We start from the raw sequence: 12,981 nt of genomic DNA, 5'->3' as shown, positions 1-12,981 counted from the left end.
CGCCCGGGTCTGAGCCGTGGCCACGGGCTGCTTGAGCCGGAGGGCGGGGGCGGACGCTTGGAGGCGATGATCTTCGCCGCCGGCCGGGGACGCCGCCTGCGGCCGCTGACCGACGCGACGCCCAAGGCGCTCGTCGACTTCGGCGGCATCCCGCTGCTGGAGCGCGTCGCCCGGAAGCTCGTCGCGGCGGGCGCACACCGCCTGATCGTGAACGCGCACTACCTTGCCGGGCAGGTGGCGGCGTGGGCCGAAGCGTCGCCGCTGGGGGTCCCGGTGTTCGTGTCGCGCGAAGACGAGGAGTCGCCGGCTCCCCTCGACACGAGCGGCGGGCTCTTCCACGCGCGGTCGTTGTTCGAGGCGCGGGAACCCTTCCTGCTCCACAACTGCGACGTCGTGACCGAGGTCGACCTCGCGGCGCTGTACCGCGCGCACCTGGAAGGGGAGGCGCGGGACGAACGGCTGGCCACGCTCGCGATCGCGGAGCGGGAGACGTCGAGGCCGCTGCTGGTTGATGGTCGCGGCGTGTACGGGCGCGCGAACCGGGACGAAGGGTGGGAAGTCGTGGCGCGGGACCCGGCGAGCGCGGACGAGGCCCGGGAGTGCGGCTTCTGCGGCATCCACGCGCTCTCGCCGCGCGTGTTCGAACGCTACGCGGAAGGAGGCGTCTTTTCGATCATGGATTCGTACATGGACTGGATCGGGGACGGGGAGCACGTCGGCGTGTTCGACGCGACGGGCGCCGCGTGGTACGACATCGGGACGCCCGAGCGCCTGGACGCCGCGCGGCGCGCCTTCGGGGCGGTCCCCGCGGGGGACGCTGCCCCCTCGTCGGAGCGGCGCGGCGCATGAAGGCGATCCGCATCCGGGAGCCCGGCGGCCCGGAGGTGCTCGAACTCGTCGAGAGGGACGACCCGGCCGCCGGGGCCGGCGAGGTGCTCGTGCGCGTGCGGTGCGCGGGGATCAACCGGGCCGATCTCCTGCAGCGGATGGGCCGCTATCCGGCCCCCGCGGACGCCCCGCCGGACATCCCGGGACTCGAGTTCGCCGGCGAGATCGAGGCGGTCGGGGCCGGCGTCACGGGCTGGTCGGTGGGCGACCGCGCGATGGGCATTCTGGGCGGCGGCGGCTACGCCGAGAGCGTGGCGGTGCCGGCCGGGCAGCTCCTGCCCGTCCCGCCGAAGCTGAGCTGGACCGAAGCCGGGGCGATCCCGGAGGTCTTCCTCACCGCGGCGGACGCCCTCATCGAGCGCGGCCGTCTGCGCCCCGGCGACACCGTGCTCGTGCACACGGCCGGCGGCGGCGTGGGAACCGCCGCCCTGCAACTGGCCCGCGCGAGCGGGGCGGGCGCGATCATCGCCACGGCGTCGGCGGCCAAGCTCGACCGCATCCGCGAAGCCGGACTGCCGTGCGACCTCGCCGTCGACCGCCGGGCCGGCTCCTTCGCCGACGCCGTCGCGCACCATACCGACCGGGCCGGCGCCGACGTCATCCTCGACACCGTCGGCGCCCCGTACTGGGAGGCGAACATTGCCAGCCTCGCCACCCTCGGCCGCCTCGTCATCGTCGGCGTCATGGGCGGCATGAAGGTCGAGGCCAACCTGCGCACCCTCATGGGAAAGCGCGCGACCGTGGTCGGCACCGTCCTCCGCGCCCGCTCGAAGGCCGAGAAGGCGCACCTCACCGAGATGTTCGCGACCCGCTTCCTCCCCGGCTTCACGGCCCCGGAGGCCGACCCCTCCCACCTGCGCCCGGTCGTCGACCGCGTCTTCCCCCTCGCCGAAGCTGCCGAAGCCCACCGCTACGTCGAGTCCAACCAATCCTTCGGCAAAGTCCTCCTCGACACGGCGTGATGACGCGGCGAAGGTTTTTCCACAGTGGAGGCACTACTTGGAAGGCTGCTTTTGAACGAGGTAAGACACGAACGACGCGCATGCGCCAAGCAAGAAAACCGCCTCAGCTTGGTCAACCGGGGCATCGTCCTCCAGCGCCGCATGCCGTATTCCATCCTCGTCTGAAGTGTATCCGTAGAGCTTCTTACACGCCTCCACAAGCGCCGGGTGAATCCCGTGCTCGCGCTTGAGACGATCGATGGCCGGACCGAGTGTCTTCGCCCCGCCGGGGTCCAGTCGCCGCGCGACCGATTCTACTGCATGAATGCTCTCCCGTATGCTCCCCCGCCAGTCCCCTCCGTTGATCAGCTCGCCTGCCTTGCGCAGATGTTCGCGTGCACCAGAGAACCCTGCTTCGGACAGCTGAGCCAGCGCGGTCTGCAGCGCCTCCCCTTCCTCGGGCGTTGCCGTAGGCAGGATGGTCGGCGGTCCATTCGTATCGATGGTGTACGCAAGACGTGATTCGACAAAAGCGCCACTTGTTCTTTCAATGAACTCAAGAGGACAGTCGCCCTGTCGCATCAGGTGCAGCAGAAGATCGAACAGCCTATTGTACGGTGCTCCGAAAATAAACTGCTTATATATGTTGCGAGTATCTTCTAAGGAATAGGAAAACTCATCGGTGGGCCGCAAAAAAAATCTGACGTGTGTATCATGGAGCACAGCGTTCCATGGATGCCCGACGCTATATCCGCTCGCATGATGCATTGTAATATTCCAGAAAACATCCCAGATCAGGTTCCGCGCCTGCCGCGACACTTCATGGAGTGACAAAGGCTGTGGGAGATCCTCCAGTCCCTCCGCTTGTGAGAAAGTGAGGGACCGACGCGTGAGCGTCGGGTCGAGATCGGATGGGCTCTCTGCCTTGTGCTGCCTGTTTCTCATCACCAAACGCTCTTTGTCTCCTGTTGCTCCAATGGCGCGTCGCGCTCCTCGTCCGCGAGCCTTACCTATCGCTCCGACTCATCGATTTCGGCAATCTTCATCAAGTGCTTTTGCAACCCTCGCTTAAGGTCGTGGTTGCCGTAGACGGGAACTGAGATTCGGGCGGCGACGCCCTCCTTCGTGTAGATGTGATGACTGCCCCTGACCCGCCTCAGCTGCCATCCGCGAGCCTCGAGCAGTCTGCAAAAGTCCTTACCGCTGAGGGTCTTCACACGGCAATCTCGACAACCCTGTCCGTATCCGAGACGGGGATGTCGAGCAGGTCCACGGACAGGCAACCCTCAATCGCCTCGCGAACGTTTCGCACCAGCTCGTCGAACGACTCGCCCTGGGATACGCATCCGGCGATGGCCGGTACTTCCGCCCAGTAGCCGCCTTCCTCTGCCTGATGAACGACGATCTTGAGTTTCATAGGACCTGCACCTCATCCACGAGTGTCGAGCGCGGCCATGGTCGGATTCGAGGGGGCTCCCCTCCGTTTGCTCGAAACTAAGTCCTTCAGGAGGTTGGCGCTCAACCTGAGGATGCCGTTTGGTTCGGTCCGCACGCCCCTGTATGATTCGGTGTCAGGCAAGCTCGGAGGGGCTCGATGCGCACGTTCGAAATCCATGAAGCCCGGAGGCACCTGTCCCGTCTCGTGCAGGAGGCGGTGGACGGCGATCCGTTCGTCATCACGCGGGACGGCAGGCCGTTGGTCGAGGTGGTGTCGATCAATACGCCGGAACTCGCAGGAGCTCGCCGGACCGGATTCATGGCTGGCGAAATCGCGGTTCCGCCGGACTTCGATCGAATGGGGTCGACGGAGATCGAATCCCTGTTCGACGCCGATCCGTAACCCCGGAGGCGGCGGACGCTGGGTCAGCCGCCGCTTATGGCGGGGAGGACGACGACTTCGGCACCGTTCGTGACGGGGGTGTCCAGGCCGCTCAGGAAGCGGATGTTCTCGCCGTCCACGAAGATGTTCACGTGCGGCCGCAGGCGGCCCCGCTCCGTGATCAGGCGGTCGCGGACGCCGGGATGGGCGGCGCCGAGGCCGGCCAGGATGTCCCGGACCGGGGCGGGCGCGCCGGGGACGTCGACCGTGGAGTGCCCGCCCGTGAACTCGATCAGCGCGGCGGGCAGCGTCACGCGCACGAGGCCGGCGGCCGGCGTCCCTGCGGACATCAGCTGGCCCGCGGGGCGCACGCCTTCACGCAGACCACGGGCGGGAGTCCCTCGCACACGAGCCCCCACGTCGTCCCGTCGTCGCGGGAGGCGTACACCTTGCCGCTGCGGGTGCCGAAGAACACCTGCCCGGGGGCGAGCGTGTCCAGCGCGTCGCGCAGCACCGTCTCGTACGCGTCCCGCTGCGGAAGCCCTTCGGTGAGCGCCTCCCAGCTCGCGCCGCCGTTCCGGGTGCGGTAGACGCGCAGCTTCGCCTCGGGCGTACAGCGAAAGCCGTCCGATTCGAGCGGGACAATGTAGACGGTGTCGGCATCGCCCGGGTGCATCGCCATCGCGAAGCCGAAGTCCGACGGCACGCCGTTGGCGATGTCCGTCCACGAGTCGCCCCAGTCGTCGCTCCGGTACAGTCCCCAGTGGTTCTGCAGGAAGAGCCGGCCCGGGTCCGACGGGTGGTTCACGATCTTGTGCACGCACTGGCCGAACTCCGGGTGCTTGTCCGGCAGGAACTCCGCGCGCACGCCGTTGTTGCGCGCGGCCCAGCTCGCCCCGCCGTCGTCGCTGCGGTACGTCCCCGCCGCCGAAATGGCGATCGCCGAGCGCCCGCCCGGCTCGCCGTCCGTGACGATGGTGTGCAGGCAGAGCCCGCCGCCTCCCGGCTCCCACCGCTCGCGGTGCGGGTGGTTCAGGAGTCCGTCCACCGCCTCCCACTTCTCCCCCGCATCGTGCGAGATGAACAGGCAGGCGGGCTCCACGCCCAGCCGGATCACATCCGGTTCGCGGGGCGACCCCGGCTGAATCTGCCAGATGCGTTTGAGGGAAAGCCCGGAGTCCTCGGGGAATCTGACCGAACGCTCGGCCTTCCCCGACCAGCTCGCCCCGAAGTCGTCCGAGAAACGCAGCGTCGTACCCCAGAAGGGACTGTGCGGCGCCGCCCACAGGCGCGACCGGCCGGCCCGGCCGTCGTACGCCATCGCGTAGATTTCTTCTCCCGGGAAGTGGGGGCCGTCCAGCTCCCAGCCCCCGTCGCCCGCTCCGCCGCCGTCGCGCGGCCGCGCCAGGAAGGCGCCCTTCGTCGTGCCCAGCAGGAGCGTGCCGCCCCCGTTCGTCCCGTTTCCGCTCGCCACGATCCGTCCCCTCGTTCCTCGCAAGTCGCTTCGCAACCGTAGTACGTCGCTTCGCAGCCGAAGTTGCCGGCGGCCAATGTACCACGCGGGCGCTTCCGTGGAGCGCTGGCCCGCCGGCGGGGTGCGTTGGCCGGCCGACCACGGGGCCGTATCATCCGGCCCATGCAGGTCTGGATCGGCACGAGCGGCTACAGCTATCCCGCGTGGAAAGGCAGCTTCTATCCGGAGGATCTCCCCAACAGGGAGATGTTGTCCTTCTACGGCCGCCGGCTTCGGGCCGTCGAGATCAACAACACCTTCTACCGCATGCCGCGCGAGAGCGTGCTTGAGAACTGGGCCGGGGCCGTGCCCGACGGATTCCGCTTCGCGCTCAAGGCGTCGCGCCGCATCACGCACTTCAAGCGGTTGCAGAACGCGGAGGAGGAGACGGAGTATCTCGTGCAGACGGCGTCGGTGATGGCGGATCGCGCGGGCGTCATCCTGTACCAGCTTCCGCCCAACTTCAAGCGGGACGATGAACGGCTCGCGCGCTTCGTGGACCAGCTTCCGAACCCCGGCACTTCGGCCTTCGAGTTCCGGCACGCTTCGTGGTTCGACGAGGCGGTGTTCGACATCCTCCGGGCCCGGAACTCCGCCCTCTGCCTCGCCGAGACGGACGATGGAGACGATGCGCCGTTCGTCGAGACGGCGGACTGGAGCTACCTCCGGCTGCGGCGGAGCGCGTATTCCACGGAGGAGCTGGAGGCCTGGGCCGAGCGGCTGCGCGCCTCGGGCTGGGGCCGGGTCTACGCCTTCTTCAAGCACGAGGACGCCGGCGTCGGTCCCGCGCTCGCCGGGCAGTTCACGGAGATGATGACGGAGATGACGGAGAGAGCGCCCGCATGACCCGCGTCGTCGGTCAACTGCTCCTCATCAACGTCGTCGCCTACGTGTTCACGCGCACGAACCCCGCCCTGATGTCGGAGTTGTGGCTCGTCCCGGCCCAGGTGCTGACCCGGCCGTGGACGCTCCTCACCTATCAGTTCCTGCACGGCGGCACGTCCCACATCTTCTTCAACATGCTCGCGCTCTTCTTCTTCGGGCCGAAGCTCGAGGCGCTGCTCGGAGCGAAGAGTTTCCTCAGGCTGTACCTGCTGGCCGGGCTGGTGGGAGCCCTCGTCCACATGCTCTGGACCGTCCTCACCATGTCGCAGGGAGGGCTCTACGTCCCGATGGTCGGGGCTTCGGCGGCGGTGTACGGCGTGCTCTTCGGCTACGCGCGCTACTGGCCGCGCGACCGGGTGATGATCTGGTTCGTCATCCCCGTGCAGGTCCGCTTCCTCGTCATCGGGTTCACGGTCCTTTCCCTGTGGCTGGGCCTGGGGGGCGTCGGCGGGAGCGTGGCGCACTTCGCGCACCTGGGCGGGTTCCTCGGCGGCTGGCTCTACCTGAGGTTGCGGGCCACGCGCTCCGCCGCGGCGCAGTTTCGCAAAAAGGCCGAGAGCCCCGGCGTCCGCATGGGAGAGCGGGAGTTGAACGTGAAGTGGGGCCGCATCGAGCCGAGCGCCCTGCATCCCGTGAACCGGGCCGAGTACGAGCGCATCGCCGGCAAGCTCAAGGCTGCGGGCTGGTCCGCCCTCACCGACCGCGAACGCACCTTCGTGGAGAGATTCGGCGGAGGCTTCGGCTAGCGGAGCGGCCCGGCGCGATTCCCTCGGCGCTTCCTTGCCGCCGGTGGTGAGTTGGTGCTATGGTGACATCCAGCGGTCCCCTGAGAACCCGCCACCGGCAGGACACGACATGCCCCGTCTCACCATCAGCCTGAGCGCCCGCACGCATCGCGCCCTGAAGGAGGCTTCGGCCCGGCAGGGTCGCTCGATGGGTGCGATCATCGAGGAGAGTCTGGAGTTGAGAGGCGTTCGGCCGATCAGCACGGCGAGGGAGATCGTGGCCAGGGCCCGCGGACGCACTGAACTGACGGCGGACGACGCAATGGCCCTGGCGGTCCGCGAAACAGCGCTGCATCGCGAGGGGCGGTAGCGGACGTCGGATCCGAGCCGTGACCCCGGCCGTATTCGTGGTGGACACCAACGTGGTCGTTTCCGCGCTGATCACGTCGGATGCGACGAGTCCCACCGCAATAATCCTGGACGCCATGCTCGATGGAGGTCTCCTCTATCTCATGTCCGAGGATCTGATCGCGGAGTACGCGGCCGTGTTGCGCCGTCCCGCGCTCGTAAGGCGGCACGGCCTGAACGACCGGGACATCGACCAACTCCTCACCGAACTGACCGCAAACGCGATATGGTGCGAACCCGCAGCCGGCGGCGCGGCGCCGGACGCCGGCGACGACCACCTCTGGGCCTTGCTGGCCAGCCACTCCGGCAGCCGGCTCGTCACCGGTGACCGCCTTCTCGTCGACAACCCTCCCCCAGGCACTCCGGTGCTGACTCCCCGAGACCTCGCAAGAGGGGAGCGGACGTAGAAGCCCCATGGACGGGCGCGTTCTGCTTCTGCCCGGCGACGGGATCGGCCCGGAGGTGCTGCTCGAGGCGCGGCGCGTGCTGGAGGCCGTCGGGGAGGTCTACGGCCACCGGTTCGACATCAGCGAAGCCCCGATCGGTGACGGCGCGCTCGAGCGGTTCGGGGATCCGCTGCCGGAGGAAGCGCGGGCGCTGGCCGTCGAGGTCGACGCCGTGCTCGTCGGAGCGGTCGGCCTCGGCGTGCGCTCGGTGGAGGGGACGGAGGTCGACGCCTCCCGGGGGCTGCTCGATCTGCGGCGGTTGCTTGGAAACCATGCGAATATCCGCCCCGTCTCCGTGCCCGAGGCGCTCGTGGGCCGGTCTCCGCTCCGCCCGGAGCGCGTACGCGGCGTGGACCTCGTCGTCGTCCGCGAACTGCTCGGCGGCATCTACTACGGACATCCCCGCGGGATTGCGGACGGCGTCGCCTTCGACACCGAGATCTATGCGGAGGAGGAGATTCGGCGGATCTCCGCGTCGGCGTTCGAACTCGCCCGCACGCGGCGGCGGAAGGTGACGTCGATAGACAAGGCGAACGTCCTGGAGTCGTCGCTCTTCTGGCGCCGGATCGCCGGGGAAGTCTCCCGCGACTATCCGGATGTCGAGTTTTCCAGCATGCTCGTGGACAATTGCGCGATGCAGTTGATCCACAACCCGCGCCAGTTCGACGTCCTGCTGACGAGCAACATGTTCGGCGACATCCTGAGCGACGAGGCGGCCGTGCTCGTCGGGAGTCTGGGCATGCTGCCGTCGGCGAGCGTGGGCGGCGATGTCGGCATCTACGAGCCGGTCCACGGCGCGGCGCCGGACATCGCGGGGCGGGGGATCGCCAACCCCATCGGCGCGATCCTCTCCGTCGCCATGATGCTCGAACTCGCGTTCGCGCTGCCGGAGGAGGCGGGCGCCGTGCGGGCCGCGGTGAACCGGGTGCTCGAAGACGGACACGGCACGGCCGACCTCCACGCCGATGGTGGCCGGGCAGCGGTGTCGACGGCGCGGATGGGGGAGGCGATCATCGGAGCGCTGCGCGCGACGGGCGCGGCGGGCGGGTGACCCCTATCTTCACGGCGGTCGCCGGGGGCATCCCGCTTGCGCGGGATTGAGAGCGTACCCCATGAACCTGATCCGGCTCATACCGGCGTAGGGAGCGCGGCCCGCGCGGGGTAACCTCCCGCCCGGTGTCGACCGTCCCCCATCCGGCGACGACGCGGGTGTGCCGGGGAGAACGACACCCGTCATGATCGAGCCCGACCCTTCCCTCGCGCCGGACCCTGCCCTCGCGCCGGACCCCGTCCTCGACCCCAGCCCGCGGGGTCCGTACGACGGCGCCTTCCCCAACTCCACGCGGGTCTTCGTGGATGGCCCCGGCGGCCTTCGCATCCCCATGCGGGAGATCGCCCTCTCCGGCGGCGAGCCGCCGCTGCGCGTCTACGATACCAGCGGTCCGGGTGGGTGCGACGTGCGCGAAGGCCTGCCGCTGCTGCGCGACGCCTGGGTCCGTGCCCGCGATGTGCGTTCGACCGGGCGCTCCGCCACGGTCGTGCGCGGGCCGCGGGATGACGCGATCGATCTGCCCTTGACTCTCGTCCGCGAGACGCGGCGCGGGTACGGCCCCGTCACGCAGATGCACTACGCGCGCCGGGGCGAGATCACGCCGGAGATGGCGTTCATCGCCGTGCGGGAAGGCATGGATCCGTCCTTCGTGCGCGACGAGGTGGCGCGCGGGCGCGCCATCATCCCCGCCAACATCAACCACCCCGAACTTGAGCCGATGATCATCGGGCGCGGCTTCAGGGTGAAGATCAACGCCAACATCGGGAACTCGGCCGTCATCTCGTCCATCGATGAGGAGGTTGAGAAGCTCCGCTGGGCCACGCTGTGGGGCGCCGACACGGTGATGGACCTCTCCACGGGCCGGAACATCCACGCCACGCGGGAGTGGATCCTGCGCAACTCCCCCGTTCCCATCGGCACCGTGCCCATCTACCAGGCGCTGGAGAAGGTGGGCGGCGTCCCCGAGGAACTCACGTGGGACATCTACCGGGACACGATCATCGAGCAGTGCGAGCAGGGGGTGGACTACTTCACCGTGCACGCCGCCCTGCTGCTCCGCTACGTGCCGCTCACGGCGGAGCGCGTGACGGGGATCGTGAGCCGCGGCGGGTCGATCATCGCCAAGTGGTGCATGGCCCACCACCGGGAGAACTTCCTCCATACCCACTTCCGCGAGTTGTGCCAGATCGTGGGCGAATACGATGTGTCACTGTCGCTGGGAGACGGGCTGCGGCCGGGGTCGATCGCGGACGCGAACGACGAGGCGCAGTTCGCCGAGTTGCGCACGCAGGGCGAACTCACGCGGATCGCGTGGGAATACGACGTGCAGGTCATGAACGAGGGCCCGGGGCACGTCCCCATGCACCTGATCCGCGAGAACATGGAGCGGCAGCTCGAGTGGTGCGACGAGGCGCCCTTCTACACGCTGGGGCCGCTGACGACGGATATCGCGCCGGGCTACGATCACATCACGAGCGCGATCGGCGCGGCGACGATCGGATGGCACGGCACGGCGATGCTGTGCTACGTGACGCCCAAGGAGCACCTCGGGCTCCCCGACCGCGACGACGTGAAGGCCGGCGTCATCGCGTACCGGATCGCGGCGCACGCGGCGGACCTCGCGCGCGGTCACCCGGGCGCGCAGGCGTGGGACGACGCGATCTCGAAGGCGCGCTTCGAGTTCCGGTGGGAGGACCAGTTCAACCTCTCGCTCGACCCGATGACCGCGCGCGCCTTCCACGACGAGACGCTCCCGGCAGAGGGCGCGAAGATCGCCCACTTCTGCTCGATGTGCGGCCCGAAGTTCTGCGCGATGAAGATCAGCGAGGACGTGCGCCGCTACGCGCGCGAGCAGGGGCTCGACGACGCCGAAGCGCTCGAGCGCGGGTTGAGCGTGAAGGCCCGCGAATACCGAATGGCGACTCGCTAGACGACCTCCGCCGTCGCGCCCCGCGAGCGGACATCCGCTCGGGGCTCCGCGAAGGGCTCGGACGGGGACGCGTCGGAGCCATGATCGGACCGTGCGGCGGGCACCTCGCCCTGCCAGGCTTCGAGCGCGGCCTTCTGGAGGCCGACGATGTCGCGCTCCATCCACTCGAAGTTGCCCGCCATGATGTCCTGGGCGATTCGGTAGTCCGCCGTGTCGTGGTTCGAGCGGATATGGCGGAAGAGTTCGCCGATGCGCCGGCGTGACCCGGCCGCGAACGAATCGGCGAGACGCTCCGCCTCCCGGGCCGCGTCGCGGGCTTCGTCACCATCGCGGCGGCGCAGCATGTCGGCCCTCGTGACGGCGGCCGCGATCGCGAACAGCTCCGCGCCGATGTCGATGACGCGGAAGAGCAGACCCTGGCGCCGCTCGAGCTTCGGCCCGTGCCGCAGCATCAGGTGGAAGATCGTGCGCGCCAGCTTGCGGCTGTTGCGCTCGACGTAGCGCAGGTGCTTTGCCAGCCGCCCGTGGCTCGCGAAGCGCGGCGGCAGGCTCCAGCCGATCCACGTCGTCGGATACCAGGTGGCGTAGAACCAGGCGGCCTTCGGCAGGGCCCTGAGCTTGGCGCCGAGGCCGAGCCGCGGGTCGACGAGGTCGCCCGCGATCTGGAGGTGCCGGTCGACGGCCTCGCGGGCCATGAACAGGCGCAGGATCTCGCTCGATCCCTCGAAGATCCGGTTGATGCGGAAGTCCCGCAGCCAGCGCTCGACGGCGACGGGCTCCTCTCCGCGCGCCGTGAGCGAGTCGGCCGTCTCGTAGCCGCGCCCGCCCCTCACCTGCAGGGCGTCATCGACGAGCTGCCAGCCCGTTTCCGTGTTCCAGAGCTTCGCCATCGCGGCTTCGAGCCGGATGTCGTAACCGCCCCGGTCCGCCATCGACTGCGTGAGATCGGCGATCGCGGACATGGCGTAGGTGCGGGTCGCGATCGACGTCAGGTAGTGCGCGATCGTCTCGTGCTTGCCGACCGGCACGCCCCACTGGATGCGCTCGGCGCACCAGCGCCGGCACGCCTCGAGCGCGGCCTGCGCCCCGCCCACCGACGAGGCCGGAATCGTCAGGCGTCCCGTGTTCAGCGTGATGAGCGCGAGCTTGAGTCCGCTCCCTTCCTTCCAGAGCAGGTTCTCGGCCGGCACGCGGACGTCGGTGAAGCGGATGATCCCGTTCTCCAGCGCCTTGAGTCCCATGAAGTGACAGCGCCGCACGACTTCGACGCCCGGCCAGTCGCGCTCGACGATGAAGGCGGAGATGCGGCCCGTGTCCGGGTGGCGCGCCATCACCACGTAGAGTTCGGCCAGGGTGCCGTTCGTGCACCACAGCTTCTCGCCGTTCAGGATGAAGGCGGACCCGTCCTCCGTGCGCTCGGCGGACGTCGTGAGGCGGGCGGGGTCCGAACCCACGTCGTTCTCGGTGAGCGCGAAGGCGCTGACCGCCCCCTTCGCGAGCCGGGGGAAGTACGCCTCCTTCTGCGCCTCGGTGCCGAACATCTTGAGCGGCTGCCCCACGCCGATCGACTGGTGCGCGGAGAGGAGGGCGACGACGTTGCCGTCCACCGAACCCACCACGCGCATCGCGTTCGCGTACTCGGTCTGGTTGAACCCGAGGCCGCCGTACTTCTCCGGCACCTTGATGCCGAAGGCGCCGCGCTCCGCGAGCGCCCTCACCACTTCGGGCGGGATCTTGCCGTCCCGGTCGATGCCGTCCGAGTCCACCTCGTCGCGCAGGAAGACCCGCAGGTCCTCGGTCCACTCGCGCGCGCGGTCGGAGATGAAGTCGTCGGGGTCCGGATAGGGGTGGATCGCGTCGAGCCGGAGCTTCCCGAGGAAAAGGTTCCGGACGAACGTTCGCCCCGTCCAGTCCGTCTCGCGGGCGGCCTCGGCGACCTTCCGGGCCTCGGCCTCGCTGACGTGGGATCCCGCGTTCGCGGCGGTATGTTCAGACATGTGGATCTTCCGTCTCGTGTGCCTCAGTTGGAAACGTCGCCGCGAACGGCCGCTTCGACGGCGACTCTCCCGCAAACCTACCCCGCGCCACGCGTTCGCGACAAACCGGCAGCGTCGCGTTCCCGCTGCCCGGAGAGGCGGTAGGGCGCGGCCGGGCGGGTCGCGTCGCGCGGACCCCTCGTCGTACCCTTGAGCGTCCGCAACGGACCTCCGCCTGCTTCGAAAGGCCGCCGCGAGTGAACTCGACCCCACAACCTCCGCCCGTCGCGCGCCGGGAGATCGTCTCCTGGGCGATGTACGACTTCGCCCACTCGGCCTTCGGGACGATCGTCGTGACGTTCATCTTCTCCGCGTACTTCGCGCGGTCGATCGCCCCCG

The 12,981-nt window shown here is 69.0% G+C and carries 15 protein-coding genes and 1 riboswitch; of the genes, 9 read left to right on the top strand and 6 right to left on the bottom strand.

Annotated elements, in window-relative coordinates:
- Positions 1 to 849: sugar phosphate nucleotidyltransferase (locus RN743_RS08260; RefSeq protein ID WP_310778739.1), on the top strand; the 849-nt coding region annotated here is incomplete at its 5' end.
- Complete coding sequence (locus tag RN743_RS08255) at positions 846 to 1,850, top strand: NAD(P)H-quinone oxidoreductase (protein WP_310778736.1); 1,005 nt, start codon at positions 846 to 848, stop codon at positions 1,848 to 1,850. The genes RN743_RS08260 and RN743_RS08255, both read left to right, overlap by 4 nt.
- Positions 1,851 to 1,883: 33 nt before the next feature.
- Here the strand turns inward: RN743_RS08255 and RN743_RS08250 are convergent, their stop codons facing one another.
- The 3 genes from RN743_RS08250 to RN743_RS08245 all read right to left on the bottom strand — a co-directional run bounded on the left by RN743_RS08250 (position 1,884) and on the right by RN743_RS08245 (position 3,246).
- Positions 1,884 to 2,774 (bottom strand): hypothetical protein, encoded by an 891-nt coding sequence (locus RN743_RS08250; protein ID WP_310778733.1) that lies wholly within the window; start codon positions 2,772 to 2,774, stop codon positions 1,884 to 1,886.
- A gap of 65 nt (positions 2,775 to 2,839) precedes the next feature.
- The gene (locus RN743_RS16020) at positions 2,840 to 3,046 is read right to left on the bottom strand and encodes a type II toxin-antitoxin system HicA family toxin (RefSeq protein WP_343219007.1); all 207 of its coding nucleotides are present in this window, start codon (positions 3,044 to 3,046) and stop codon (positions 2,840 to 2,842) included.
- Positions 3,043 to 3,246 carry a type II toxin-antitoxin system HicB family antitoxin gene (locus tag RN743_RS08245; protein WP_310778731.1) on the bottom strand — a complete coding sequence of 68 codons (204 nt, stop codon included), beginning with the start codon at positions 3,244 to 3,246 and terminating at the stop codon, positions 3,043 to 3,045. Before RN743_RS08245 ends, RN743_RS16020 begins: the two co-directional genes overlap by 4 nt.
- A gap of 177 nt (positions 3,247 to 3,423) precedes the next feature.
- Between RN743_RS08245 and RN743_RS08240 the strand changes: the two genes are divergently transcribed.
- Complete coding sequence (locus RN743_RS08240; protein WP_310778728.1) at positions 3,424 to 3,669, top strand: type II toxin-antitoxin system prevent-host-death family antitoxin; 246 nt, start codon at positions 3,424 to 3,426, stop codon at positions 3,667 to 3,669.
- 23 nt (positions 3,670 to 3,692) lie between these two features.
- Here the strand turns inward: RN743_RS08240 and RN743_RS08235 are convergent, their stop codons facing one another.
- Entirely contained in the window at positions 3,693 to 3,998 is a 306-nt protein-coding gene (locus RN743_RS08235; protein WP_310778725.1) for a ubiquitin-like small modifier protein 1, read from the bottom strand.
- Complete coding sequence (locus RN743_RS08230) at positions 3,998 to 5,122, bottom strand: hypothetical protein (RefSeq protein ID WP_310778722.1); 1,125 nt, start codon at positions 5,120 to 5,122, stop codon at positions 3,998 to 4,000. The genes RN743_RS08235 and RN743_RS08230 overlap by 1 nt, the downstream gene beginning before the upstream one ends.
- A gap of 162 nt (positions 5,123 to 5,284) precedes the next feature.
- Here RN743_RS08230 and RN743_RS08225 point away from each other — a divergent pair, with 162 nt between their 5' ends.
- From RN743_RS08225 to thiC, 6 genes are all read left to right on the top strand, one after another.
- Positions 5,285 to 6,007: a DUF72 domain-containing protein gene (locus RN743_RS08225; RefSeq protein ID WP_310778721.1), complete on the top strand. Its 723-nt coding sequence runs from the start codon at positions 5,285 to 5,287 to the stop codon at positions 6,005 to 6,007.
- Complete coding sequence (locus RN743_RS08220) at positions 6,004 to 6,792, top strand: rhomboid family intramembrane serine protease (protein ID WP_310778718.1); 789 nt, start codon at positions 6,004 to 6,006, stop codon at positions 6,790 to 6,792. Before RN743_RS08225 ends, RN743_RS08220 begins: the two co-directional genes overlap by 4 nt.
- A gap of 109 nt (positions 6,793 to 6,901) precedes the next feature.
- Positions 6,902 to 7,141 carry a hypothetical protein gene (locus tag RN743_RS08215; RefSeq protein WP_310778716.1) on the top strand — a complete coding sequence of 80 codons (240 nt, stop codon included), beginning with the start codon at positions 6,902 to 6,904 and terminating at the stop codon, positions 7,139 to 7,141.
- Between the two features lie 19 nt (positions 7,142 to 7,160).
- Positions 7,161 to 7,586: a putative toxin-antitoxin system toxin component, PIN family gene (locus tag RN743_RS08210; protein WP_310778713.1), complete on the top strand. Its 426-nt coding sequence runs from the start codon at positions 7,161 to 7,163 to the stop codon at positions 7,584 to 7,586.
- A 7-nt stretch (positions 7,587 to 7,593) separates the two neighbouring features.
- Positions 7,594 to 8,676 (top strand): 3-isopropylmalate dehydrogenase, encoded by a 1,083-nt coding sequence (gene leuB, locus RN743_RS08205; protein ID WP_310778710.1) that lies wholly within the window; start codon positions 7,594 to 7,596, stop codon positions 8,674 to 8,676.
- 13 nt (positions 8,677 to 8,689) lie between these two features.
- Positions 8,690 to 8,788: riboswitch (TPP riboswitch) on the top strand.
- Between the two features lie 72 nt (positions 8,789 to 8,860).
- Positions 8,861 to 10,606, top strand: coding sequence for a phosphomethylpyrimidine synthase ThiC (gene thiC, locus RN743_RS08200; protein WP_310778707.1), 1,746 nt, complete (start codon positions 8,861 to 8,863; stop codon positions 10,604 to 10,606).
- Here the strand turns inward: thiC and RN743_RS08195 are convergent.
- Entirely contained in the window at positions 10,603 to 12,603 is a 2,001-nt protein-coding gene (locus tag RN743_RS08195) for an acyl-CoA dehydrogenase family protein (RefSeq protein WP_310778703.1), read from the bottom strand. The genes thiC and RN743_RS08195 overlap by 4 nt on opposite strands.
- Positions 12,604 to 12,981: the final 378 nt, after the last annotated feature.

The organism is Candidatus Palauibacter scopulicola (assembly GCF_947581915.1).
Taxonomy (GTDB): Bacteria; Gemmatimonadota; Gemmatimonadetes; order Palauibacterales; family Palauibacteraceae; genus Palauibacter; species Palauibacter scopulicola.
This window is presented reverse-complemented; position numbering and strand designations above follow the sequence as displayed.